This window comes from Paenibacillus sp. ALE2, from assembly GCF_054113385.1.
On the sequence record NZ_CM134213.1, the window covers coordinates 4128702 to 4153631 of the forward strand.

Below are 24930 nucleotides of genomic sequence, written 5' to 3' on the forward strand. Positions count from 1 at the left end.
AATATATCTATAATATTTCAATGTACAATAGTTATATGAAAATATTTAAATATAATGAAGACGGTTTGTGGACTATGGATCAGCTTTGTCTTACGTACATAAACAAGTCCTGTCTTGTGCATGGCTCGCTGCCATGTGTTTATTTATGCTCTACATTTGGTTTAATGGCCTAATATTTCAATTTTAAAATATTAGCGTTGAATAATAAAAATTTTTTGGACAACAGGGGTGGAACAAGTGAGTAAGAAAACTGTATTGCCGATTCTCATCGTGCTGCTCATTCTGAGTGGTGGAGCTATTGGCTACTATTATTGGTATCAGGCAACACACTTTGTTAAAAGTGACGATGCGCGCATTCAAGCCGATCAGTATAAGGTAATGCCGCAAATCTCCGGTGAGATTAGCCACATTGATGTTGAAGAAGGCGATGTGCTGCAACGCAATGAACCGATTGCCGAGCAAGATGTATCAGGACTGGATGCAAGCATGATCAGCAAGTCTGTACTGCGTGCGCCGATTAACGGAACTGTTATTAAGATTTATTCGAAAGAGCATGAAATTGGAACACCGGGTAGTGCTGTAGCGACTATGGTTGATATGAACAACCTGTATGTATCCACGAATATTGAAGAAACCGATATTAACCGTATTAAACCAGGACAGCTTGTTGACATTACGCTTGATGCAGCAGGCGATCAGGTCATTCAGGGTAAGGTTCGTAAAGTGGGCGAAGCTTCCAATGCAGTGTTTTCGCTCGTTCCTGCTGTGAACACAAGTGGTAACTTTAATAAGGTGACTCAACGTGTACCTGTAGAAATTGCTGTGAACAAGCCGAAGGACATGAAGCTTATCCCTGGGACGAACGTGGAAGTGAAAATTCATACATCTTAAAAAGGAGGGGTCCATGTGGCTGCCAATGAAACTGCTGCTGCTCCTTCGACAGATTCTTCCAAAGAACGCTGGCTTGCCTTTTTTGCTATCGTTTTAGGCGCCTTTGTCGCCATTCTGAACAACAGTCTGATCAACGTCGCCATTCCACGATTGACGACGGATTTAGGGTCAACGACGACACGTATTCAGTGGGTTATTACAGGTTACACGCTTGCATCCGGCGTAATCGTCCCGATTACCGGATATATGGAGCAGCGTATCGGGTACAAAAAGTTTTTGATTCTTGCGCTCAGCGTGTTCTCGCTGGGAACAGGAATATGTATTTTTGCATGGAGTGATTCTTCCCTGATTGCAGCGCGTGTACTGGCTGGTCTGGGCGGCGGTGTCATTATGCCGCTGAGTATGACGATTATTTACAAAATCATGCCGCGTGAACAAATCGGGATGTCCCTTGGTATATGGGGGATCGCCGCAATGGCCGCACCAGCTGTAGGGCCTACGCTGAGTGGCTACTTAATTGAATGGTTTAACTGGCGCTTCTTGTTTATTGTCAGTCTGCCGGTTGCTTTATTTGCCATTTTAATGGTCATCCTTCTCATCAAGGAGCCGCCTAAGGTAACGCCGAAACCGTTTGATCTGCCAGGATTTTTACTAGCGGCAACCTGTGCAGGAACACTCTTGTACGCACTGACAAACGGCCAGCGTGATGGCTGGACTTCTTTTGGGATTGTATCTCTGCTGTTTATTTCTTTCTGGGCACTTGTCTTTCTCATCTATGTAGAAAGCGGCAAGGATAATGCTGTAATTGAAATTTCATTATTCAAAAATTCAAAATATACGATTAGTGTTATCGCCTCCAGTCTGGTCATGATGGGGATGTACGGAGGAACGTTCCTTACACCGTTGTTTTTGCAAAATATTCAGCGCGTGTCACCGATTGATACTGGTATTATCCTCATTCCACAGGCCATTGCCATGGCGGCCATGATGCCTATCGCCGGGAAGCTGTTTGATAAGTTCGGCATTGTGCCTTTGGGACTTGTAGGCCTTACACTAACCAGCTTTATGACCTATCATCTTCATCAGCTTACGCCAGATACTTCGCATGCCTGGTTGGAAACCGTAATGGCATTACGAGGTCTGGGAATTGGTATTTGCATGATGCCATTGTCCACGGTCGGCATGAATGCTGTTCATCCGAGCAAGGTAGCCAATGCGTCTACAGCGTCCAATCTTGTACGTACTGTGGCTGCATCTATGGCGATTGCGGTACTGACCGCCATTATGCAAAGCCGTTCAGCTGCTCATGCCCAGCAAATTTCGGAGTCCATTACGCAGGACTCGGCTCATACGCTACAAGCAACATTGGGTAGCTCATGGATGTCATCCATAAGTAGTTTAATCACACTGGATGCTACATCGAGAGGAATTGGGGATACGTTCCTCATTTCATCTATACCGCTGTTTTGCACGATTCCACTCATCTTTTTGTTTATTCAGAGGAAGAAAGCAAAGACACAGCCGGAAGCTTAATAAAGAGAAACACAAAAATATCGACTGGATGGCTTACATTATTTCCACGGACAGAAAGAAAGGGAATTATCATGAAAATATTGAGAGTAGAAAGTACATTAGCGGCTTTAGTCCTCGGCGGCGCAGTGCTGGCAGGCTGCTCCAGTAATAGCGGAGCGGCTCAGGATATGGTCGTTCCAGTTAAAATTAGTCAAGCACAGCAGGGGATTATCGGACAGGGAAATATTTATACAGGTACGGTAACACCTTCGGAAACCGTCAATATTGTGCCTAAAGTAGGTGGTAAAGTGGTTGAGCTGCCTGTGGATATTGGTTCTGAGGTTAAAAAGGGCCAAGTCCTCTTCAAGCTTGACGATAAGGATATGCGTAACAATGTTGCAAAAGCTCGCGCCGCAGCAGCAGCCGCAGCAGCTGGCGTAAGTACCGCTCAAGCATCCCATGAATCAACGATGGTTCAAGCAACTTCGGGCTTAGTGCAGTCCAAGAGCGGTGTGATCCAATCCCAAAGCGCAATCAATCAGGCTCAGGGGGCTATTAATCAAGCAACTACAGCCGTAGAACAAGCGACACATGGTGTTTCCTCGGCAGCCAATACGGTGAAACAAACACAGCAAGCTTTGGCAGATGCACAAAAGAATGTAACGCGTACACAAAGTCTGTTTGATGCTGGTGCGAGCACCCAAGCACAATTAGAACAAGCAAAAACCGCAGTTGTGAATGCGGAAGCGGCTTATAATAATGCACAAAATGCGCAGGCTAATGCAAAAGACCAATTGATAGCTGCTCAAAAGGCTCTAACTACAGCCCGTAACAGCTATGATACAGCAAAAAATAGCTACAGTAATGCTAACAGCGGCTACAGCAATGCGCAGAATCAGCTTAAAGTATCTCAAAATACGGCTGGCATCCAGTCTAGCCAACAATCTCTTAAGCAGGCACAACTGAATGTAAACATTGCTCAGGATGCATTGGATGACACCGTTGTTACATCACCGATCAACGGTATTGTGGGTACGAAAAATGCAGAAGTGGGTGAAATGGTATCCGCTCAGTCTCCTGCGCTAGTCATTGCTAACCTGAGTACGGTCAATACATTGATTTATGTCCCTGCGGAACAGATCAACAATGTAAAAGCAGGTGACAAGGTACAGGTTCGTGTTGCAGCTTCCAACATTGTAACAACAGGTACAGTAAAAAATGTAAGCCCGTTGGATGCAAGCGGAAAAGGTTATCCTGTAAAAATCTCAGTAGCCAATCCAGACATGAAACTGAAATCCGGCATGTTGGCTGATATCAGCTTTGTCGCTGCCAATGCGCAAGAAGGCATTGTTGTTCCTACTGCGGCAGTTCAAAAGGATCAAGGTAAAGAATATGTATATGTAGTAAGCGGCGACCATGCGAAACGCAAGGAAGTGAAAACTGTTCAAACGACAGGCTCACAAACACTCATTACCAGTGGCTTGAGCAAGGAAGAGAATGTGATCGTGAATAATCTGGCATTACTGTCCGATAACTCACCGATTACAATTACCCAATAACCTGGTTCTAAACTTGCGTTCTTTATAATAGTAGAAATTTATTATGGATACATTCCAAGGCAGCCCGCAATTGGGCTGTCTTGTTTTTATTTCATTTGCACATTTTACATAGGGTTAATGTCGATCTGGGACTTTTTTTGACGAACATTGGTAGAATAGGATAGACTAAATTGGAAATAGATAGTTTACGAGATCTCAGACAAGCGATCGGAGGAATTGTGAGATGGAAGTGAAATTGGTTGTAGATTATGAAGCTTATGAGAATGGCCAAACGATGGCTAAATCTATTGAGGAACTGGCAGCCAAGCCGGAGAGTGCCCAAGTTACGGATCTGATCATTGGAGATTGGGGCGGCGCCTATGAAAACTCACCAGATGATTTTATACCCGTGTTAGTGAGGCTAAAAGATCAATTTCCTAAGGTGCGCAAGCTGTTTATTGGTGATATGGAATATGATGAGTGTGAGGTATCATGGATTAACCAAACGAATTTGTCCCCGCTGTTAGAAGCGTTTCCAAAGCTTGAATCCTTACATATTAAAGGAAGCCAGGATCTGAGCTTGGAACCCCTTCGCCATAATCATCTTCAAGAATTGGTTATTATTTGTGGCGGTCTACCTGTGAGCGTCCTTCAGCAAATCCGTAATGCCGAACTGCCTGAACTGCGCAAGCTGGAGCTGTATTTGGGTGTCGAGGATTATGGTTTTGACGGTAAACTGGAAGATATTTTACCGTTTTTGGACAGCAATCCTTTTCCAAAACTTACATACTTGGGACTCAAAGACAGTGAAATACAGGATGAAATTGCCATTGCTGCTGCTAATGCCCCTGTGATTGGACAACTGGAAGTGCTGGATCTCTCACAAGGTACTTTGTCTGATCAAGGTGCAGAAGCGTTGCTGGCTAGTGAAAGTATAAAAGGACTGAAACATCTGGATTTGAGCTATCATTATATGTCTAGTGAAATGATGGGGCGCTGGAAAAACTCAGGTTTATCTGTGAACGTAGAAGATCAACAAGAAGCAGATGAAGAAGATGATTGGCGCTATCCATCACTGACAGAGTAATTTGCTCCAATGGATTTCTAAAACGGATTGACTTTAAAATTAAAAAGAATAAAAGTGAGGCGGCTCTATGATGAAGATGTGGGATATTAATGTCAACGAGCCGTTTATCTTGTTCGGTAATTCGGGGAATCGTCGAACTACGGGGCTGCAGGAAGCACGAAGCAGATTAATGCTTCCGTCAGCTCTGGAGGTCTCCTATACAGATGTGTTGGGGGCCATTCGAGAGAAGCAAAGTCTGAGCGAACTGATGGTCAGGATAGCTGCACAAGCTGCGCAAGATAGCGTGAATGGCAGTGTCCAATTGCAAGAGAGCATTGATCAATTATTGAAAGGTCGGGTGGACAGAGGCCCGCTGCTACGTCTGGATGCACCGGGCGAAAACTTTGAGGTAGAGCGGGAGTTGATTGCTCTGGGCGCCCCGGATGCCGAGGGAGATGATTCTCTGTTGCCATGGCCGGAATGGGCACATGGCACAGGTATACTAGCGGCAGAAGCGCGCCGTTTGCAGGAACAGCGTGGTCGCATTTGGCACCCGGCACAATGGTTCCGGGGCTATTGCCGACTGCTGGCTTGGCTGCGGCATGAAGTAGATCGGCTCTGGCCTTCGTCGCGCTGGATGAACGATCCTGCGGAAGTAGCCGTGATGTTTGACAAACGGCGTTGTAGCGCCGTATTAGACCAGGCAGACATCAGGGTCCCGCCTGTGCTTACAGCTTCAGGCGGTGCTTTTCGTGATGCTGTTGATCTGCATGCAGCTATGAAAGAGAGTGGGTTTCACCGCGTATTTGTGAAAATATTTTGCGGGTCAGGCGCTTCTGGTGTCATGGCTTATCAGGTACATCCCAAAACGCATGCAGAGCTGGCGGTAACTACGATTGGAACAGAGATCATACACGGACAGCGAGTGTACTATAATGCCGGACGATTGCGTCGTTATACAGACAAGCAGGATATTCATGCCATCCTTAACTGGCTATGTTCGGAAGGGGTACATGTGGAACGCTGGATTCCCAAAGCGACCTTGAACGGACGTGTCTATGATGTGCGTCAACTCGTGTGTGAATCAGAGGCTTGTCATGCGGTTTTACGTTTGAGCTACAGCCCTATTACAAATCTACATTTGCGTAATGAGCGACTCTTGCTGGAGGAAGCCGGACTACCACAAAGTACGGTGGAATCGGTTCAGCATACTGCAAAAGCCGCCATGAGGGTCTTTCCGGCGTCGATGGTTGCTGGACTGGATGTGCTTGTTCCGGCTCACGGTGGTCGTCCCTACGTATTGGATGTTAATCCGTTCGGTGATTTACTGTACCGGGTTGAACATCAGGGTTGGAATCCATATGAATGGGAAATGTTGCACCTTGCTAATAGGAGCGTAGTTTTGGAAAGGAAAGACAGATAATGACTGATATGAATCAAATTGTTGGCTCTCATGATATTGTCATGATTACGCTGGATACCCTGCGTTATGATGTAGCCAAGCTGGAGGAAGAAAACTGTCCGAATTTATGCGGCTCCGGGTCATGGGAAAAGCGCCATACACCAGGGAGCTTTACATATGCTGCACACCATGCTTTTTTTGGCGGATTTTTACCGACTCCGGCCAATACGGATAAGGCTTCACATGTCAGGCTGTTTCACACAAAAGATACGGGACTGCGTACGCATCCACATACCTGGCTGTTCGATGCTTCGGACATTGTGTCCGGACTGGAGAACGAGGGCTATCGGACCATCTGTATCGGCGGCGTTATATTTTTTACGAAGAAGAACAAGCTGGCCAAGGTGCTGCCCGGATATTTTCAAGAGAGCTACTGGCGCATGAACTTTGGCGTTACCAACCCTCGTTCAACAGAGCATCAGGTGAATCATGCCTTGAAGCTGTTGGAAAAGGCAGACCCTGCACAGCGTTTGTTTTTGTTTATGAATGTATCAGCCATCCATGGGCCTAATCATTATTTTGTAAAGGGCTCTTCAAAAGATTCAGTAGAGTCTCAACGAGCAGCTTTGCGGTATGTGGATGGTGAACTTGGACGCTTGTTTGATGCTTTGCGGAAGCGTGGCAAGACGTTTTGCATGGCTTTTTCCGATCATGGTACAGCTTATGGGGAAGACGGCTACGAAGGGCATCGCCTGGCGCATGAGGTAGTGTGGAATGTGCCTTACCGCGAATTTATACTGTAGGACAAAAAGAAACGTAGTTGCACTGGTAAATGATCAACAATCCAATCCAGCGCGAGGAAGGAGCAGAAATGAAAGCCATGAATCTGAATCACCTGCATCCAATGGGCCCAGCAACCCAGACTTCTCCGGGAATGGACACTAATTTAGTAACGTCTAGATTTCAGTGGCCGGATACTCCTGTAGAATGGGCACGTACGATCCGAGAAGCTCCCTATCGCTCCTATCTGTATTCTTACCCGCATAAAACGGCCTATCGTTCGTTCGATACACCGCTCCCATTGCAGGAATTGTGGGAGAAAGAAGAGTTGGAAAGCTATTTTTTGTATATGCATATACCGTTTTGCGCAGCTCGCTGTGGATTTTGTAACCTGTTCACTTTGCCGGACAAGCGTCAGGATGTGCATAAGGAGTATGTGGATGCGCTAGAAAGACAAGCTCGGCAATGGGCTCCAATTATGGGGGGTCGGCCTTTTTCGCGTTTTGCGATTGGCGGTGGTACACCGACCTTATTGGAGGCTCCTTTGGTGGAGCGTTTATTTGACATTGCGGAAAATATTATGGGATTGGACCCCAAGCGAGCTTCTATTTCAGTTGAAACCTCTCCAGACACTGTAACTGAGGATAGGCTGGAAGTGCTCAAGCGCCGCGGTACAGATCGTGTCAGCATGGGAATCCAGAGCTTTGTGGAATCAGAAAGTGCCGCCATATACCGACCTCAGAAGCCCAAGCTTGTTAGAGAGGCGCTTGAACGGCTGGTAGAATACAATTTTCCTTTGCTCAACGTGGATCTGATCTATGGCCTGCCTGGTCAAACGGTGGAAACCTGGCTGTATTCTCTCGAGGAAGCTCTGTCTTATTCGCCAGGAGAGATTTTTCTTTACCCGTTATACATTCGTGAAAATACGATTTTAAAGCCTGGCTATACCGGGCTGGATCATGATATTCGCCTTAGCTTGTATGAAGTAGCGCGTGAACGGCTCAAACAGGCAGGATATGTACAATATTCCATGCGCCGTTTTGCTAAAAATGAGGGTACATCCAGCAAAGAGCTTTTGCCCTACAGTTGCCAGGAGGAGGGCATGGCTGGATTGGGGTGCGGAGCACGCTCTTATACACGCGATGTACACTATGCCAGCCGGTATGGTGTCAGTACAGCAGCCACACGTAGTATTATCGCGGATTATGTGGCGGCGGAGCGTCATGATCTGGCTGACTACGGCTTTATTTTAAATGCGGATGAGCGTAAGCGGCGCTTTATCCTGAAGGCACTTCTTCATCGGGAAGGTTTGGAGCTATGTGCCTATGCAGAGCGCTTTGGTGTATCCCTGGAAGACGATTTTACAGGAATGTCGCTGCTGCTGGAATCGGGTATGGCTGTGGTCGAGGAGGGCACGCTTCGACTTACGGAGGAAGGAATGGCCTATTCCGATGCGATTGGAGACTGGATGATCTCCACATCAGTACGCGAGCGTATGGAAGGATATGTAGGCGCATGAGAGCGACCTTATATTATCGTGGTTCTTTGACCTCGTGCAACTATGCTTGCCCTTACTGCCCATTCAGTAAAAACGTCGATAGTCGGGAAACGTTGAACAAGGATCGGGCGCAGTTGGAGCGTTTTGCTGATTGGGTACGGGAGCAGGGGGCTTTAGGGCACCAGCTCTCCATTTTTTTTAATCCGTACGGAGAAGCCTTGATTCATTCCTGGTATCGTAAGGCTATGATTGAGTTTTCTCACATGGCGCATGTGGAAAAAGTGGCCGTACAGACGAACCTTTCGGCTAAGCTGGATTGGACAAAAGAACTAAATCCAGAGACGGCTGCGCTGTGGGCTACATATCATCCTGGAGAAACCAAAGAGCAAGCTTTTATATCGCAGGCTATGAAGCTATATGAACTTGGCATTTCCTATAGTATCGGTACAGTTGGATTGAGACAGGCGTTCCCGGCTATTCGTTCTTTGCGGGCGCAACTTCCAAAAGAAGTGTATATGTGGGTCAACGCCTACAAGGACCGACCCCATTATTATACGGATGCCGAGGTTGCCGAATTAACTGCGATAGATCCCTATTTCCAATGGAATTTAAAGGATTATAGTAGCCAGGGGCGAGCATGTCGCGCGGGAGCAGATGTATTCTACGTCCAAGGTGACGGGCGAGTAAAACACTGCTATCAGGATCGACGTGTGATTGGGCACCTGTACAGAGACGATCTGGAGGGGCTGAGCGCCCAGCGTCCGTGCCGGATGAAAGAATGTGGCTGTTATATCGGTTATATCCATATGGAAGAGCATCCATTTCGAGAAATGTATGGTAGTGGTTTGCTTGAAAGGGTGCCGCGTACAACCATGATGATCCATTAGACAAAAAAGAGAAAAAAAGAGCCGCCCTTGCCATCAGGCAAAGAGCGGTTCTTCTGTTTGGAAATAAGTTTGTACGATTGTCCTATGCAATTTAATTAAGTTTGGACAATAGCAGTAATTTCTTCATCCAGATCCAATCTGACCTGCTCGCGATAGGCACGAATATTGTATTCGGAATGAAGATATCTCAGAATAGCTTCTATCATATTAGCTTCCACCAGATATTGACTGCGTCCCTGGACATGAACTTCGGCTGTATAGCCTGTATCTTCATCCCAGCTTAGCTCCACAACCACATCGGTTGGTTGTACGCCCTTGCGTTCAGCCATATGCAGGCAAATGGCATTGACAATCTCATCCATGCTTAAAATCATAACTTAGTAACGTCCTCCACGAGAATCATCTGGTCTACGGCGATTTTTGATAGCTCGGTAGATACCTACACCAACCATAATCAGAACATAAATAGCTAGAACGTTAACGACCAGACCAAGCAAGCTACCCAATGCACCCATGTTGCCGAACAATCCGCCAAAGAGCATACCAGCCAAGCCGCCCAGCATCATACCTTTGAGGAACCCGCCACCGCCACCAAGGAACCCACCGGTTCTGCTTGTGTTGCCCGTAGTAGCACTAGATTTAGTTCCACTATCAGACTTATTGATGCCGCTGCTGTCATTCGCTTTGCTTGGTGTAGATTGGTATGATTTTGGTCCGGATTTAAATCCGCCACCACGCCTTGCATCAGCTGTAGATGGTGCGATCATAGCAATGAGTAGGGTGAAAGCCATCATCAGCATCATCATATTTTTCAAAGTGAATGTCTTTTTCATGTAAATATAATCCCCCTTAGTAATTTGTGTTATAGGTCAAACAACCGCTTACCCGTAATACGATATAGCATGGAAAAGGGTTTTAAAGAATTTTAAATTTTAAAAAATTAAACGATAACGTACATAAATCCCATACACGGATTGATAAAAACGTTCAGCTTTAGGGTTTAAGTAAAAACGGATTCGTGTCTGCTCTGACATCACCGGCAAGCAGCATGCGCAGCACCATTTGGCACCATTCCAGGCCTGCTCTAGCATTTAAAAGCCCTTTTTGCACTAAAATATAGTCACCGAAATTCTTACTGCCAAAGTGTAAATTTTCTGCGGGAATGTCGTTCAGTATATCCTCTAGATGCTGGATTTTCTGAATAAAATAACGTTTACGTTCTTCCAGCATACGATTGGCGCTCGTTTTGTCCGTCAACCAGAGACAGAATAATCGAAGGCTTAATTCGTCCCGTGTAACCGGAGCAGCTAACGTTTCCTGAGACCATTGCTGAAGCATATGGATTCCCTTGTCGGTAATGGTATACATTTTTTTATCAGGCTTGTCGGATTGCTGAATCCATCGGGAGGCTAGCAGTTCCTTGCTCTCCATACGGGCCAGTAGCGGATAGATCTGACTGTGCTTGGCCTGCCAAAAAGGCTGTATACGCAGCATCAGATCATAGCCGGAGGATTCCTCTCTGGCGAGTAGCCCCAACAGACCATACGATAGTAAATTCATATATCTTATCTCCTTCATCCATCTTAGTGACGGTTGTAACAGCTCTGCGGCAGATCATCTGCGGCTTCATAAAAAGTGTACACTGAAACTGTATGGTTTGACAACTTTCACACTGGTCGTTCACAGGTTAGCCAAAATTAGCTGGGGGCATTCTGTATGTATATGTGCTTTTTTTCATAGAAACAGGGTAGTTTAAGCACGTATGTACGCGCCTGAACTACCCCGGTAACTAGATATAGTGTTTACTGGTTATTCCCATCAACAACAAGTGTTAACGCTCCTGTATCTGGATGTATTACCATGCCATGAACGGGCGTATTCGGAGGGAGAAGGGGATGGTTTTTAATAAGCTTCACTGTAGTTTGTACCCCTTCTTCAATGTTGTCAAAACCTTTTAACCATTTATTCAGCTTAATACCTGAATTCTCCAATGTACTCAGCACTTCCTGCGAAATTCCGCGATCAAGCATTTCATTAACCATGTGATCAGCGTTTAATGCAGCCATACCGCACTCATAATGACCTACAACGAGCACTTCGTCTGCTCCAAGCTCGTATAGAGCGACTAGCACACTGCGCATTACGCTTCCAAAAGGCTGTGAAATAATTGCACCCGCATTTTTGATGATTTTGACATCACCGTTACGCAGGTTCATGGCTTTGGGGAGCAACTCCGTTAGCCGCGTATCCATACAGGTTATGATAACCATTTTTTTATTAGGGAACTTGCCTGTTCTATAGGCCTCGTATTCTTTGTTTTCTACGAAAACACGATTGTACTCTAAAATTTCTTGGATGTGATCCACGATTGTTCCCTCCAGATTCTAATAAAGTTTAATATGTACCGCCCAACGTTTGATCCAGGTATTAGGAGCTGGTCGTACATGTTGTGTGTTGATTATACTTTTTAATATAATTATCATCAAGTATAGATATCTAAAAATTTTAACCATTTTAAGTTAAAGAGGTGTCCCTAATTATGGAGCAACAAACGTTGGATCAATGGACGGCTTTAAAGGAAATTGCACACAAAATCAGTGGTTACGGCGAAGCAGTCGGCTTGCTGCACTGGGATTTACGGACAGGCGCTCCACGCAAGGGCGTTGACATCCGGTCGGAGACGTTGGGCATGCTGTCCACGGAAATGTTCAAGCTGATGATCTCGGATGAAATGGGGCAGTTGCTGCAATTTTTTGCCGCAAAAGACAAGCTGGAGCAACTGGAAGACAATGATCGCAGACTGGTAGAGGAATGTCGCAAAAATTATGACCTGAATCGTTCGGTTCCGGCAGACCGCTACCGGGAGTATAGCATTTTAGCGGCTCAGGCGGAAAGCAAGTGGGAGGAAGCAAAGGAACATAGCGACTTTGCCGGATTCGAACCGTACTTGTCTAAAATCGTAGACATGAAGCGCGAGTTTATCGGTTACTGGGGGGTTAAGGATACAGAGTACGACACACTTTTGGATCAATATGAGCCAGGGATGACGGTTGAAAAGCTGGATGCGGTTTTTGATCGTCTCAAAAAGCGCCTTGTACCCCTATTGTCTAAAATTCAGGCTTCACCCAATCAGCCGGATAAAAGCTTTTTAGACGGTGTATTTGATGTAAAGCAGCAGGAAAAGTTCAGTCTGTTCATTTTAGGTCAGATGGGTTATGACTTTGACGCAGGTCGTTTGGATGAGAGTGTGCATCCCTTTGCGACAGGGTTAAATCCAGGTGATGTGCGTATAACAACACATTATTTGCAAGATGATGTAACCAGTGCTATTTTCAGCTCCCTGCATGAAGGAGGGCATGCACTGTACGAACAAAATATTGCTCCTGAGCTAGCAGGATCACTACTGTCCGGAGGAACCTCTATGGGGATACATGAATCCCAGTCCCGCTTGTGGGAAAATAAAATCGGACGCAGTCGTGCTTTCTGGGATCGGTATTACGATGATCTGCAAAAGCATTTTCCTGATCGTTTGGCGAAGGTCACGGCTGAGCAATTTTACCGGGCAGTCAACCGCGTGGAAAATTCATTGATTCGTATTGAAGCGGATGAGCTGACATATAATTTACATATTATTGTCCGCTATGAAATTGAGAAAATGCTATTTAATGAAAAGCTGGATGTAAAGCGTCTCCCTGAGGTATGGAATGCAAAATATAAAGAATACCTGGGACTTCTTCCCCCGAGCGATGGACTGGGCGTACTTCAAGACGTTCACTGGTCCGGTGGTGACTTTGGCTATTTTGCTTCTTACTCGCTTGGCAATATGTATGCAGCGCAAATTTTGGCGACTCTGCGCAAAGAGCTGCCGAACCTAGATGAGCTGATTGCTGCTGGTGAGCTGGAGCCGATTAAGCAATGGCTGACAGAACGGATTTACCGTTACGGCAAGAGTCGGACGCCGTCTGAGTTGATTGTAGCCATTACAGGTGAGGATCTGAATCCCGATTATCTCGCCGACTATCTGGAAGAGAAATATACATCCATATACAAGCTGTGATTTAGAAGTTGTTATATAATCACACACAAAAACCCCGCGTTCTTAGGCAAATGCGGGGTTTTTGTGTGCGATTAACCATTATATCGACAGCCGCATAACAATATATGAAGTCAACGATGCAAAAAGGTGGGGAGGGAACAAGGATGAAAAACGGCACTCGTTTCAAAGCAGTGGTGGCTGCGGCACTACTCGGATTACTGTTGCTCAGTGGGTGTGCCCCCAAAGGGGAACAAACGATTGAGATCAGACTTGGCGAGGTAGCCCGTACGGTCTTTTATGCGCCGCAGTATGTAGCCTTGAGCCAGGGGATGTTTGCTCAGGAGGGACTGGATGTTCAGCTGGCTACGATCCCTGGGGGAGACAAGGCGATGACGGCGTTGTTGTCCAATCAGGCGGATATCGCGCTGATCGGCGCAGAAACATCTATTTATGTGTATCAGCAAGGAGCAGAGGACCCTATCATTAATTTCGCCCAGCTGACACAGAAGGACGGAACCTTTTTGTTTGCTCGGCAAACGCAGGATAGCTTTGACTGGGAAAAGCTGAAACAACAAAATTTTCTGGGACAACGCAAGGGCGGAATGCCACAAATGTCACTTGAATTTACGCTTCGCAAACACGGCATTGATCCTCATAAGGATCTGAAGCTGATTCAAAATATTGATTTTGCCAATGTCGCCTCTGCTTTTGGCTCAGGTACAGGGGATTACGTACAGCTGTTTGAGCCACAGGCATCTATTTTTGAAAAGGAAGGTCGGGGGCGGGTAGTTGCCTCCATCGGCGTAGAGAGTGGCGAGTTGCCGTATACGGTATATATGGCGAAGCAAAGCTATCTAAACACCAATGGCGAGGCAGCTCAGAAATTTACAAATGCCGTATATCGGGCACAACAGTGGATTGCTGCGCATTCACCTGAACAGATCGCCGAAGCAATTACACCCTATTTTAAAGATACAGAATTAGCCGTCTTGACGAGTAGTATCAAGCGCTACAAGGAACAGAGTACCTATGCTATGAACCCGATGATTGAGGAAAAGGAATGGAAGAATTTACAGGATGTCATGGCCTCGGCAGGTGAGCTGAAAAGCCCTGTTGCACTAGATAAGCTGGTCAACTCAAGCTTTGCAAAACAGGCGATCTCCTCCAACTCTATCGGGAATACTGAGACAGATGTGAAAAAGAGCGCAACTGAAGCTACGGATACAGCTGTCGATGCTGGAGGTTCACCATGATGGAGGAACAGAGTGGTCTCACTGCGGATGTGACGATCCCGATGGTGAGAATGGAGCAAGTGACCCATGTGTATGTAACAGATCGGGAAGCTTCACTTGCGGTTGAGAATATCGATTTTTCCGTAAATACAGGGGAGTTTGTCAGTTTAGTCGGTCCAAGCGGCTGTGGCAAAACGACGATCCTGTCTATGATCGCCGGGCTGCTGCGTCCAGCGGCAGGTCAAGTTATGCTGCAAGGTCAGCCGGTAAGTGGCCCGAGCCCTGAGGTCGGTTACATGTTGCAGCAGGATTATCTCTTCCCGTGGCGGACGATAATGGATAACGCATTGTTAGGTCTGGAACTAAGCAACAGAGTAGATGAAGCTGCGCGTGAGCGGACACGGTTATTGCTGGAAGGCATGGGTCTGGGAGGAAAGGAGCATTTGCATCCATCCCAGTTGTCTGGAGGAATGCGCCAGCGTGTGGCGCTGGTACGGACGCTGGCGACTAATCCGGGACTGCTGCTGCTGGATGAGCCGTTCTCCGCGCTGGATTATCAAACCAAGCTACAGCTGGAGGATCTCGTTGTGCAAACCTTGCGGGAGCGAGAGAAAACGGCGATTTTAGTCACGCACGATTTGGCCGAGGCGATTGCAGTCAGCGACCGGGTTATAGTGATGGGGCGAAATCCTGGTCATATTCGGCGTACCTTTGAAATTCCGGATTCCATCCGGGAAGCCCAGCCTTTTTATGCACGCGAGCAGCCGGGCTTTAATGAGCTTTTTCATGAAATATGGGGGGAACTGGAGGCTTCGGGAGCAAAGGAGTGAGTTAACGTATGAAGAACGAAGCTGAACAGCTTGAGCAACGATGGATTCAAGGACTGCATCAGACGTATTTGCGTAACAGGCGTTTGCAAAAGTGGTTAGTAACAGGTGTGCAGACAGCTATTTTGCTGCTTTTATTTGTATTGTGGGAAATTGCAGGTCGTTTGAAGTGGATTGATGTACTGTTGTTTAGCTATCCTAGCAAAATTTTCACTCAGATTGGCAAGGATGCGGTCAGCGGTGAATTATGGGGGCATGTAGGTGTCACTGTTGGAGAAACAATGGCTGGTTTTTTGCTAGGCACACTGCTCGGTACACTGCTGGCGGTACTTATTTGGTGGTCGCCGTTTTTGTCGAGGGTGCTTGACCCGTATATGGTCGTGTTTAACAGTATGCCCAAGGTAGCGCTGGGTCCGATTTTTATCGTCATGTTTGGGGCAGGTTTTACCGCGATTCTGATGACGACCCTCTCCATTACGGTTATCATTACGACACTTGTGGTGTACAACAGCTTTCAGGAAGTCGATTCGAATTTGATCAAAGTGGTTCGCACGTTTGGGGGATCACGCCGTGATACGTTTCAAAAGGTAATTTTGCCCGCATCCTTTCCCGCAATTGTCTCTACGCTAAAAGTGAATGTCGGCATGGCGTGGGTTGGCGTGATTGTTGGTGAATTTTTGGTGGCTAAAAACGGCTTAGGCTATTTGATTATTTATGGTTTTCAGGTATTCAATTTCACGCTGGTCATGTCCAGTTTGTTGATCATTGCTGTCGTAGCTACACTGATGTATCAGGCAGTCGTGTATGTGGAGCACCGCCTGCTTTCGGGCCGCCCTCATCGGTAATTATTAAATTTCTGAATATTTGTGTAAAACGTGAAAATAAAGTACCATGAAAATGAAATACTTAATATTTATGAAAATGAGAAAACAGATTTCATCTAGAGGGGACAGAATTTTTTCATGGGCTTTCGTACGATTAAAACGGCTATTGCCGCATTAATGGCCGTACTTATTGCGGAGGGAGTAGGCATTCACGGAGCCACCTCGGCAGGGCTTTTAGCAATTTTGGGGGTGGATGTCACACGCAAGAGAAGTCTCCGTACCATTTCGGCTAGATTTTTTGCATCCGTCGTGGGACTTCTTTTTGCTTGTGTTTTGTTTGTGGTATTCGGATTCCATGATTGGGTACTTGCATTATATATTTTAACGGCGTTTCCGGTCATTGTACGGGTAGGCTTTAAGGAAGGCATTGTCACGGGTTCAGTCGTAGTTTTCCGAGTATTCAGCGGCGGTGTGATTGATATGGAGGTGCTGCTGACCCAGCTGGCTCTGCTGGTGATTGGACTGGGTTCTGCGATGGTTGTCAATTTAGCTTATATGCCGCGTTCTGATAATACAATGCAACAAATCCGGCAGGAGGTAGATCGGACATTTTCTGTTATTTTCAGAAATATGGCCAACACGCTGCGTAGTCCGGCATACATATGGGATGGCAAGGAAGTTATTGAAGCGGACAGCGTGATCACCAAAGGGGTCACTGAGGCAGGTCGTTCATTGGAAAATCAAATGCTTCGTCCCCAAGAGGGCTGGAATGTGTATTTTTATATGCGCAAAGAACAGCTGGATTCGATTCAAAACATGATGCAGTTGATCGCACAAATGTATCAGCACATGCCGCAGGCCAAGCTTCTGGCCGAGCTGTTCGACCAGCTTAGCAACGACGTTTTGGCTGGACATTATACGGGGCAGACCGAGAAGCTGTTGGAGCAGGTTCGTGAAGAATTTAAAGCCATGGAGCTTCCCGCAACTCGGGAGGAATTTGAGATTCGTTCGGCATTATTGCAGCTTACACATGAGCTTCATCAGTATTTGAAAATCGCTAAAAAGGACAAGGCCCCTACTCCAGTGAAAAATTAGAGTAAGGACCTGAGCGGCTACTATCCATGACGGACAGTAGCCTTTTCTTGATCGGTAATGGCAGAACCTGGGTGAGTGAAAGTTCGTTTATGCCGAATTCGATCTGTGATCCATAAGACAGCGGTGATCAGGCAAGGGTAAAGCATAGCCCACCCAACAAAGGGGAAAACAACTGCCGTGGAGATGAAGGAAATCCAACTAATGGAAACTCCCCAACGACTTCCGCGTAGAAGCTTTATTCCTGCTGCACAACCCCCTAGATAGGTCAGAATGAAGGTAGCGTTCGGAAATTGGATCAGGTTGGTGAGTGAAACAGCACCACTACCGTACAACACCATAATGATCACAAAGCAGGCACTAAGAAAAGCAATGCCTCCGATGGGGGTATGAAAACGTTGGGATAACATGCCCATCCAGCGAAAGGCCTGTCCTTGCCGGGATAAAGCATAAGCGACTCGTGAAGCGGCACCCACGTAAGCAATAATAGTAGCGGTACAAATAAAGATACCCGTCAAGCCCGCAATGATCGCGCCCCATGGACCAATAGCCCGACTAATTACCCAAACGAGCGAAGCATCCGAATCCCCTGCAAGGTAACTTTGTGTACCCACTGTAGCAAGCGCAGTAAGGAAATAAAGCAAACCGACAATGACGGCTGCAATGGTCACACCTCTAACGGCAGACCGCTCGGGATTGGTAAATTCCTCTGACATATGAGACACGGCCTCCCAGCCGATAAAGCACCAGAACAGAATCGCAGCTGCTTGGCCGACAGAAAGCCAGCCATGTGGAACAAACGGCGTAAAGTGAACAGTTTTCATCTGAGGGAGTGCTGCGGCAATAGCGAATATCAGGACGGCAACGATGGCTATAACGACGGCAATCTGAATGCGTCCGGCAACCTTCATACCGATCCAGTTGATGATCAGGCCCACCGCCAGCATAGCAGCGGCCAACAGTATGCGACTTTCCTCTCCCCAGCCCATAGCTGTGGTCATATAGCCGGCTCCGGTAAGTGCGGCAACAGGCGCCCCAATTGGAACCGACATGAGAAAAAACCACCCGATATAAGCACCGGCACGTGGGGAAAAGGCCAACGTCACAAAATGCGATACCCCTCCCGCATTTGGAAATTTCGCAGATAGAAGCCCCATCGAAAGCGCCATTGGCAGAATGAGCAGGGTCATGAATCCCCATGCCAGCAACGATGCTGGACCCGCCATTTGGGCGGCAAGGCCAGGCACAATCAATACCCCCGAACCCAGCACAGCTCCGATATAGAGCGCAATGGCCTGTGGAAGACCAATAGTGGATTGAAGTTTATTTTCATTCGTCATGCAGAAAGGCCTTCTTTCTCTTGTTATTTTCTCCAGCTTATCAGATAATCAATCTATCGGAAAAACGGAATATTACGATTGCTTGCATCGGAAAAATCGATTGAAGGAGCGGATTATGGAATCGCGGCATTTGTTTACCTTTTTAAATGTGGTGGAGGCAGGCAGTTTTACGCGAGCTGCGCGTATACTGGATTATGCGCAGTCAAGTATTACTGCTCAAATTCAAACACTGGAGACGGAATTGGGTACGCCGCTGTTTGATCGCATTGGCAAGAAAATCATGCTGACCGATGCCGGGCGACGCCTGCTGCCCTATGCGCAGGAAATTTCCAAGATGCATGCTATGGCTAAGGATGCGCTTCGTTCAGAAACAGAATTAACAGGGACGCTAAAAATAGGAGCACCAGAGTCTCTGGCTGCTTTTCGTTTGCCGAGTCTGATCCGTGAGTACAGAGAGCGGTACCCAAAGGTTAAAATTGTACTTAAGCCCGGCGAATGCTGGGAATTACGTGATTTGATCCGTTCCGGTGAACTGGATTTGGCTTTTTTGCTTCAACCTGAGACTGAGGATAGAGAACTGAATATCACCACGCTTATTCATGAGCCGATGGCGCTGGTTGCGCCACTGAAGCATTCACTGGTTGCCTGTACACAGGTAGAGCCTGCCGACTTGAAGGACGAAACCATTTTGCATACGGAGGCTGGATGTACGTACCGAATCCTTTTTGAGCAGTATTTGAACAAACACGGTATTTTTGCAGACCCTAGTCTGGAATTTTGGAGCATTGAAGCCATCAAGCAATGCGTCATGGCTGGACTGGGTATTGCGCTGCTTCCGCTAGTTACGGTACAAAATGAGTTGCGAGAAGGGAAAATGGCGCGTCTAGCCTGGGATGACAGTGAACAGCAGGTGGCTACTCAGGTCGCTTATCATACGAAAAAGTGGAAATCGCCAGCTCTCAGCGAATTTTTACAGATCGTTGAGCAGCATGTAACACATTGGCGTGCATGAGTTCAAGCCATGGCGGCATATGCTTATACAAATAATATTTTTTCCTTTTCGCCTATTCACTCAACATTCGCCCACAACCTGCATACATATGTATGGAATGATTGATTGTATGGAGGAGGTTCAAGAATGGCATTAAGTCATAAAAATCGTAGAGAGATTATTACCAAAGCGATCTGTGGTAAAGGTCGCAGATTCTCTACCGTAACCCATACCGTAACTCCGCCGAATAATCCGACCAGTATTTTGGGAGCATGGATTATCAACCACCAGTATGAAGCTGTGGCGGCTGGAGACGGCATTGAGGTCATCGGGACGTATGATATCAATATTTGGTACTCATACGATAAAAACTCGCAGACCGATGTGGCTAAGGAAACGGTGTCGTACGTAGAAAATGTGCCGCTCTCGTATCTTGATCCGAAGCACCGGGCGTCTACAGTGGAAGTATCCGCCGAAGCTACACAGGAGCCAAGTTGCGTTGAGGCCAGTGTGTCTTCTGGAGGTGGCAGCGTAATGATCCGGGTCGAGCGGGAATTTGCGGTGGAGCTGGTGGCGGAAACGAAGATTGTTGTAGAAGTATTCCCGTATGGCAGCAGTGACGATTTTGACAAGGACTTTGATTTTGGAGCGGAAGAGGGGGACTATGAGGAGCTCGACCCCGACCTCATTGACGACGAGCTCTGACAGGAGTGACCAAAAAGAGGGCCACTTTACTCTTTGCGCCGGCTGATATTGCGCAGGGGGCAAAGGCCCTCCTTTTTTGTCGTTTTGGATCGTTAAAGTCCGTACGTAGAACGGTAAGGGGGAGTATGATGCGGCAACCGGGACAGGCGCTCAAACGCTTCAGAGAGATGACGGATGATGAAAAAATGCGCAGACTGGAGCGTTCAGGTATATCGGTTCGTTGGCTGGATGAGAGTACAGCCGATTTTGCGATCGGCTACGCGGTGCAAATCCATCAACTGCGGGGACTGGAAATCCGTAGACGAGCCCTCGAAGGTTCTACCAAAGTTAGCACATATGATTTGTCTGAACTAGATTCTCAATCCCCGCTCTATGTCCGGATGGAGCGGCTGGCTGTACGTGCGTTGTATACACTCGGTTTGGACAGTGGTGAGGTAGTGCTGACGCCGCTGGGAGAGCGCAATTGTCAGATTCGCCAAGTCTTGGCACAGCCCTGGCTGAACGATAGACGTTTGGCCACGCTATACGAAGTTGCTGCTCGTGAAGAGGATGCTCCGGGAGAGGAACTTTCAGCGAAACGGGGGAGCGCGCGACTATTAATCGGAATGGACCCCGAATTTGTGCTGGTTCGTATGCCAGAGGGGAGGGTTGTTCCGGCTTCTAGATTTTTGGGTCGACTAGGCATAGCTGGCTGCGATGCCGTTACCCGCCGAGGGCGAACGCTGTATCCGGTCGCTGAGCTTCGTCCTGCCCCGAGCGAAGATCCCGCTCGTCTGCTGAGGCATCTGCGCCAAGCTTTTGCAACAGCAGCTCGGCGTATTGACGACCGCACGCTTATCTGGCAGGCGGGCGGAATGCCGCAGCCAGGTTTTCCCTTGGGCGGACACCTGCATTTCAGCGGTGTTCCGCTAAATGGTGCCCTACTTAGGGCACTAGATAACTATTTGGCGTTGCCTCTGGCGCTGCTAGAAGATAAGCGCTCGGCTCGGCGTAGACCGCATTATGGCATTTTGGGCGATTTTCGCCGTCAGTCTTACGGAGGCTTTGAATATCGTACACTGCCTAGTTTTCTAATCTCGCCACAGCTGGCGAAAGGTGTGATTGGGATGGCGTTTCTGATCGCTTCCCAATATTCACGTTTGCAGCGTAGGCCTTTGGGAGAAGAAGAGGCTCACAGAGCTTTTTATGAAGGAAACCAGGTTGTACTTAGAGAGTATATGGAGCCAGTTATTTTAGATATGGTTTCACTAGAGATCTATTCTCAATATGAAGCTTATATAGCGCCGCTGCTGGATAGCCTTCGCCAAGGAAAACAATGGGATGAAACACGGGATTTGCGCCCGTACTGGAAGCTTTCGTAAAATCAGGTGTCAACACCCGAGAGGGTTTCATGTTATCGACTGTCATTTTTGATATAATGAAAGATAATTATAAGATTAACGGAACAAAGTGTGGGGGTTAGGTAACGGTATGTCTAAATATACACCGATGATCGAGCAATATTTATCTATAAAAGAGCAGGCTAAAGATGCATTTTTGTTTTTCCGCCTAGGGGATTTTTACGAGATGTTTTTTGATGATGCGATTCTTGCATCCAAGGAGCTGGAAATTACACTGACTGGTCGTGAGGGTGGCGTCGCGGAGAAAATTCCAATGTGCGGCGTGCCTTATCATTCAGCAGAAAATTACATACAACGCCTTATTGAGAAGGGTTATAAGGTGGCTATCTGTGAGCAAATGGAGGAAGCCTCAGCTACGAAGGGAATGGTGCGGCGGGATATCGTCCGTGTTGTGACCCCGGGTACGGTCATGGAGGGCAAAGTGCTGGGTGATAAATCCAACAACTACATGGTATGTGTCACAGAGACGGACGGGATGCTGGCGCTGGCGGCATGCGACTTGTCGACAGGTGAACTCTATGTGACTTCCGTACCTGATTCGAAAGAATGGCTATTAGATGAAATTAACATTTATGAGCCGTCCGAAATGTTGGGGGATGGTCATTTGCTCGATTTCGTGACCTCTCGTATGTCGCCTGTTGGACGGCGTGTTGTGTATACGGCCTGGGACAAATCCAAAGATGATCTGGTACGGGATCAATTCGGTGAAGCCACATGGGCAAGGCTTACGGAGGAACGCAGACGTTGCGTATCGCGCCTGATTGCCTACTTAAATGAAACGCAAAAAAGATCGTTAGGTCAACTGACCCAAATCTCGGTCTATGAGCCCAATCATTTTATGATTCTGGATCCATTTACCCGCCGGAATCTGGAACTGGTGGAGACGGTGCGTGAACGCTCCAAGAAAGGCTCGCTGCTGTGGCTGTTGGATCGGACAGAGACATCCATGGGCGCACGTTTGTTGCGTCGTTGGATCGACAAACCGCTGTTGAGCAGCAATTTAATTGAGGAACGATTAGAAGCGGTAGACAAGCTGTACCACCAGTTTATTTTCCGCGAGGATGTACGTGCTCAGCTTAAAGAGATTTACGACCTGGAGCGTTTGGTAGGACGGATCGCTTTTGGTAGTGCTAATGCACGAGATTTGATCGCTCTCAAGCTGTCTCTGGCTCAAATTCCGTCTTTACGCGAGCTGTGCGCTGAATCTCCATCGAATACGCTGAGACGGATTGCACAAACATTGGACAGCTGTACAGACCTGTGTACGCTGATTGAGGAAGCAGTGGCCGATGAACCCCCGATTTCCGTAAGAGATGGAGGGCTTATAAAGGAAGGTTACCATCAGCGTCTGGACGAACTGCGTGAAGCGAGTGTGAACGGTAAGCGTTGGATTGCTGAGCTGGAGGCCAAGGAACGTGTAGCAACCGGCATTCGGTCGCTCAAAATCGGATACAACAAAGTGTTTGGTTATTACATCGAGGTGACCAAATCCAATTTGGCTTCATTACCGGAAGGTCGATATGAACGCAAACAGACGTTGGCGAATGCAGAACGGTATATCACACCGGAATTGAAGGAAAAGGAATCGCTGATTCTGGAAGCTGAGGATAAAATGGTGGATCTGGAATACACGCTTTTCTCCGAGCTTCGCGGTAAACTGAACGCTGAAATTCCCCGTTTGCAAAAGCTGGCAGAGCAAGTTGCTGAAATCGACGTGTATCAGTCGCTGGCAACGGTTAGCGCGGAACGTGGATTCGTGAAACCTGAGCTGACAACAGGATATGATTTTGTAGTGGAACAGGGACGGCACCCCGTAGTGGAGGCCGTAATGAAAGATGGTGGCTTTATCGCCAACAACACAGTGTTGGAAGAAGCCGATGCCCATATTCTACTAATCACCGGTCCGAATATGGCTGGGAAAAGTACGTATATGCGTCAGGTTGCACTCATTGCGATTATGGCTCAAATTGGCTGCTTTGTCCCTGCTGCACGTGCTAAAGTGCCGATGCTGGATCGCATTTTCACACGGATCGGCGCTGCGGATGATCTCATCGGCGGGCAGAGTACGTTTATGGTCGAAATGGCGGATATTCAAGTCATGACGGACAAGGCAACTCCGCGAAGCTTGATTATTATTGATGAACTGGGACGAGGGACGTCCACCAGCGAAGGGATGGCAATTGCACAAGCGGTCATCGAATTTGTACATGATACGATTGGTTGTAAGGCGCTGGTATCTACGCATTTCCATGAGCTGGCCCATTTGGAGCAAGGTTTGTCTTCGCTGCGAAATTACTCCATGGCTGTGCAGGAAAGCGGCGATAAGGTGAATTTCCTGCGCAAGCTCATACCAGGCGCGGCTAGCAGTAGCTATGGTATTTATTGTGCCCGGCTTGCAGGTTTGCCTAATAACATTATTGAGCGAGCGAATGGTCTGCTGTATGGTTTTGAACAGGCGGCAGCTCAAGTAACGGCAGGCACCGAGGCAGTAGGAGGAGCGAAGGAAGGGACTGATCTTCGTACAGCGTCAGGGACAGAAGAGATTTCTCCAATGTCCGCAAAATATGTAGGCCAGACATTGTCAGCGAACGGAGATACAGCACCACAAGTCCAGTCTGGTTCACAGCAAGCCACCCTGGTAAAAGAAGATGCTTTACAGATTGTGGAAGATTCAGGTGAGTTGGAGCGATCAGCTTCTGACGTGGTACAGCTGTCCATTTTCGGAGAGCAGGATCTTGCTCCCTCCAAGCCACAGCCAGAGACGGTAGAAGCTAATCCGATCGTGCGCCAAATTTTGCGGAAGGTGAAAAATGCTGATGTCATGAACATGACACCCTTACAGGCAATGCAATTGTTAAATGAATTAAAAAATAAGGCCCATGGTCTGTAATTAAAAATATTAGGCATTA

At 47.3% G+C, this 24930-nt stretch carries 22 protein-coding genes; 17 read left to right on the forward strand and 5 right to left on the reverse strand.

What is annotated here, in order from left to right:
• Window positions 1–237: 237 nt before the first annotated feature.
• From ACXHJ1_RS18055 to ACXHJ1_RS18090, 8 genes are all read left to right on the forward strand, one after another.
• Complete coding sequence (locus ACXHJ1_RS18055; RefSeq protein ID WP_013371571.1) at window positions 238–891, forward strand: HlyD family secretion protein; 654 nt, start codon at window positions 238–240, stop codon at window positions 889–891.
• Window positions 892–906: 15 nt separating this feature from the next.
• Window positions 907–2424, forward strand: coding sequence for a DHA2 family efflux MFS transporter permease subunit (locus tag ACXHJ1_RS18060; protein WP_016822117.1), 1518 nt, complete (start codon window positions 907–909; stop codon window positions 2422–2424).
• A gap of 71 nt (window positions 2425–2495) precedes the next feature.
• On the forward strand, window positions 2496–3962 hold the full coding sequence (locus tag ACXHJ1_RS18065) for an efflux RND transporter periplasmic adaptor subunit (RefSeq protein ID WP_107733467.1): 1467 nt from the start codon (window positions 2496–2498) through the stop codon (window positions 3960–3962).
• Between the two features lie 223 nt (window positions 3963–4185).
• Window positions 4186–5028, forward strand: a complete 843-nt coding sequence (locus ACXHJ1_RS18070; RefSeq protein ID WP_457904999.1) for an STM4015 family protein — start codon at window positions 4186–4188, stop codon at window positions 5026–5028.
• Between the two features lie 67 nt (window positions 5029–5095).
• Entirely contained in the window at window positions 5096–6430 is a 1335-nt protein-coding gene (locus tag ACXHJ1_RS18075; RefSeq protein ID WP_457905000.1) for an STM4014 family protein, read from the forward strand.
• On the forward strand, window positions 6430–7212 hold the full coding sequence (locus ACXHJ1_RS18080) for an STM4013/SEN3800 family hydrolase (RefSeq protein ID WP_016822113.1): 783 nt from the start codon (window positions 6430–6432) through the stop codon (window positions 7210–7212). Before ACXHJ1_RS18075 ends, ACXHJ1_RS18080 begins: the two co-directional genes overlap by 1 nt.
• A gap of 68 nt (window positions 7213–7280) precedes the next feature.
• Window positions 7281–8708 (forward strand): STM4012 family radical SAM protein, encoded by a 1428-nt coding sequence (locus ACXHJ1_RS18085; protein WP_025365078.1) that lies wholly within the window; start codon window positions 7281–7283, stop codon window positions 8706–8708.
• Window positions 8705–9574, forward strand: a complete 870-nt coding sequence (locus ACXHJ1_RS18090; RefSeq protein ID WP_457905001.1) for an STM4011 family radical SAM protein — start codon at window positions 8705–8707, stop codon at window positions 9572–9574. Before ACXHJ1_RS18085 ends, ACXHJ1_RS18090 begins: the two co-directional genes overlap by 4 nt.
• 95 nt (window positions 9575–9669) lie before the next feature.
• On the opposite strand, the gene ACXHJ1_RS18095 is transcribed toward ACXHJ1_RS18090, so the two are convergent.
• The 4 genes from ACXHJ1_RS18095 to ACXHJ1_RS18110 all read right to left on the reverse strand — a co-directional run bounded on the left by ACXHJ1_RS18095 (window position 9670) and on the right by ACXHJ1_RS18110 (window position 11940).
• Complete coding sequence (locus ACXHJ1_RS18095) at window positions 9670–9948, reverse strand: YxcD family protein (protein ID WP_017427605.1); 279 nt, start codon at window positions 9946–9948, stop codon at window positions 9670–9672.
• 3 nt (window positions 9949–9951) lie between these two features.
• Window positions 9952–10407 carry a hypothetical protein gene (locus ACXHJ1_RS18100; protein WP_016822109.1) on the reverse strand — a complete coding sequence of 152 codons (456 nt, stop codon included), beginning with the start codon at window positions 10405–10407 and terminating at the stop codon, window positions 9952–9954.
• Between the two features lie 160 nt (window positions 10408–10567).
• Entirely contained in the window at window positions 10568–11134 is a 567-nt protein-coding gene (locus ACXHJ1_RS18105; protein ID WP_016822108.1) for a PadR family transcriptional regulator, read from the reverse strand.
• A 242-nt stretch (window positions 11135–11376) separates the two neighbouring features.
• Complete coding sequence (locus ACXHJ1_RS18110) at window positions 11377–11940, reverse strand: beta-class carbonic anhydrase (RefSeq protein ID WP_016822107.1); 564 nt, start codon at window positions 11938–11940, stop codon at window positions 11377–11379.
• A 173-nt stretch (window positions 11941–12113) separates the two neighbouring features.
• Between ACXHJ1_RS18110 and ACXHJ1_RS18115 the strand changes: the two genes are divergently transcribed.
• The 5 genes from ACXHJ1_RS18115 (at window position 12114) to ACXHJ1_RS18135 (ending at window position 17588) form a co-directional block, all read left to right on the forward strand.
• A complete protein-coding gene (locus tag ACXHJ1_RS18115; protein ID WP_017427606.1) occupies window positions 12114–13631 on the forward strand; it encodes a carboxypeptidase M32 in 1518 nt (505 codons plus the stop codon).
• 143 nt (window positions 13632–13774) lie between these two features.
• Window positions 13775–14863 (forward strand): ABC transporter substrate-binding protein, encoded by a 1089-nt coding sequence (locus tag ACXHJ1_RS18120; protein ID WP_151255617.1) that lies wholly within the window; start codon window positions 13775–13777, stop codon window positions 14861–14863.
• Window positions 14860–15672: an ABC transporter ATP-binding protein gene (locus ACXHJ1_RS18125; RefSeq protein WP_016822104.1), complete on the forward strand. Its 813-nt coding sequence runs from the start codon at window positions 14860–14862 to the stop codon at window positions 15670–15672. Before ACXHJ1_RS18120 ends, ACXHJ1_RS18125 begins: the two co-directional genes overlap by 4 nt.
• An 8-nt stretch (window positions 15673–15680) precedes the next feature.
• A complete protein-coding gene (locus ACXHJ1_RS18130; RefSeq protein ID WP_019687801.1) occupies window positions 15681–16514 on the forward strand; it encodes an ABC transporter permease in 834 nt (277 codons plus the stop codon).
• A 117-nt stretch (window positions 16515–16631) separates the two neighbouring features.
• Window positions 16632–17588: an aromatic acid exporter family protein gene (locus tag ACXHJ1_RS18135; protein ID WP_013371555.1), complete on the forward strand. Its 957-nt coding sequence runs from the start codon at window positions 16632–16634 to the stop codon at window positions 17586–17588.
• Between the two features lie 20 nt (window positions 17589–17608).
• Here ACXHJ1_RS18135 and ACXHJ1_RS18140 read toward each other — a convergent pair whose 3' ends face one another.
• A complete protein-coding gene (locus ACXHJ1_RS18140) occupies window positions 17609–18925 on the reverse strand; it encodes an amino acid permease (RefSeq protein WP_330719851.1) in 1317 nt (438 codons plus the stop codon).
• Window positions 18926–19040: 115 nt separating this feature from the next.
• Here ACXHJ1_RS18140 and ACXHJ1_RS18145 point away from each other — a divergent pair, with 115 nt between their 5' ends.
• From ACXHJ1_RS18145 to mutS, 4 genes are all read left to right on the forward strand, one after another.
• The gene (locus ACXHJ1_RS18145) at window positions 19041–19937 is read left to right on the forward strand and encodes a LysR family transcriptional regulator (RefSeq protein WP_025365075.1); all 897 of its coding nucleotides are present in this window, start codon (window positions 19041–19043) and stop codon (window positions 19935–19937) included.
• Window positions 19938–20063: 126 nt separating this feature from the next.
• Complete coding sequence (locus ACXHJ1_RS18150; protein WP_013371552.1) at window positions 20064–20621, forward strand: outer spore coat protein CotE; 558 nt, start codon at window positions 20064–20066, stop codon at window positions 20619–20621.
• 125 nt (window positions 20622–20746) lie between these two features.
• Window positions 20747–21982 carry a putative amidoligase domain-containing protein gene (locus tag ACXHJ1_RS18155; RefSeq protein ID WP_457905002.1) on the forward strand — a complete coding sequence of 412 codons (1236 nt, stop codon included), beginning with the start codon at window positions 20747–20749 and terminating at the stop codon, window positions 21980–21982.
• A gap of 109 nt (window positions 21983–22091) precedes the next feature.
• Window positions 22092–24911 (forward strand): DNA mismatch repair protein MutS, encoded by a 2820-nt coding sequence (gene mutS, locus ACXHJ1_RS18160; protein WP_290409611.1) that lies wholly within the window; start codon window positions 22092–22094, stop codon window positions 24909–24911.
• Window positions 24912–24930 lie beyond the last annotated feature (19 nt).

What these genes read in the sequence shown, in the direction of transcription:
- ACXHJ1_RS18150 (WP_013371552.1), top strand. Translation starts at nt 20,064, where the DNA reads ATGGCATTAAGTCATAAAAATCGTAGAGAGATTATTACCAAAGCGATC.
- ACXHJ1_RS18125 (WP_016822104.1), top strand. Translation starts at nt 14,860, where the DNA reads ATGATGGAGGAACAGAGTGGTCTCACTGCGGATGTGACGATCCCGATG.
- ACXHJ1_RS18135 (WP_013371555.1), top strand. Translation starts at nt 16,632, where the DNA reads ATGGGCTTTCGTACGATTAAAACGGCTATTGCCGCATTAATGGCCGTA.
- ACXHJ1_RS18075 (WP_457905000.1), top strand. Translation starts at nt 5,096, where the DNA reads ATGATGAAGATGTGGGATATTAATGTCAACGAGCCGTTTATCTTGTTC.
- ACXHJ1_RS18105 (WP_016822108.1), bottom strand. Translation starts at nt 11,134, where the DNA reads ATGAATTTACTATCGTATGGTCTGTTGGGGCTACTCGCCAGAGAGGAA.
- ACXHJ1_RS18080 (WP_016822113.1), top strand. Translation starts at nt 6,430, where the DNA reads ATGACTGATATGAATCAAATTGTTGGCTCTCATGATATTGTCATGATT.
- ACXHJ1_RS18130 (WP_019687801.1), top strand. Translation starts at nt 15,681, where the DNA reads ATGAAGAACGAAGCTGAACAGCTTGAGCAACGATGGATTCAAGGACTG.
- ACXHJ1_RS18100 (WP_016822109.1), bottom strand. Translation starts at nt 10,407, where the DNA reads ATGAAAAAGACATTCACTTTGAAAAATATGATGATGCTGATGATGGCT.
- ACXHJ1_RS18065 (WP_107733467.1), top strand. Translation starts at nt 2,496, where the DNA reads ATGAAAATATTGAGAGTAGAAAGTACATTAGCGGCTTTAGTCCTCGGC.
- mutS (WP_290409611.1), top strand. Translation starts at nt 22,092, where the DNA reads ATGTCTAAATATACACCGATGATCGAGCAATATTTATCTATAAAAGAG.
- ACXHJ1_RS18145 (WP_025365075.1), top strand. Translation starts at nt 19,041, where the DNA reads ATGGAATCGCGGCATTTGTTTACCTTTTTAAATGTGGTGGAGGCAGGC.
- ACXHJ1_RS18140 (WP_330719851.1), bottom strand. Translation starts at nt 18,925, where the DNA reads ATGACGAATGAAAATAAACTTCAATCCACTATTGGTCTTCCACAGGCC.
- ACXHJ1_RS18120 (WP_151255617.1), top strand. Translation starts at nt 13,775, where the DNA reads ATGAAAAACGGCACTCGTTTCAAAGCAGTGGTGGCTGCGGCACTACTC.
- ACXHJ1_RS18155 (WP_457905002.1), top strand. Translation starts at nt 20,747, where the DNA reads ATGATGCGGCAACCGGGACAGGCGCTCAAACGCTTCAGAGAGATGACG.
- ACXHJ1_RS18115 (WP_017427606.1), top strand. Translation starts at nt 12,114, where the DNA reads ATGGAGCAACAAACGTTGGATCAATGGACGGCTTTAAAGGAAATTGCA.
- ACXHJ1_RS18085 (WP_025365078.1), top strand. Translation starts at nt 7,281, where the DNA reads ATGAAAGCCATGAATCTGAATCACCTGCATCCAATGGGCCCAGCAACC.
- ACXHJ1_RS18070 (WP_457904999.1), top strand. Translation starts at nt 4,186, where the DNA reads ATGGAAGTGAAATTGGTTGTAGATTATGAAGCTTATGAGAATGGCCAA.
- ACXHJ1_RS18095 (WP_017427605.1), bottom strand. Translation starts at nt 9,948, where the DNA reads ATGATTTTAAGCATGGATGAGATTGTCAATGCCATTTGCCTGCATATG.
- ACXHJ1_RS18090 (WP_457905001.1), top strand. Translation starts at nt 8,705, where the DNA reads ATGAGAGCGACCTTATATTATCGTGGTTCTTTGACCTCGTGCAACTAT.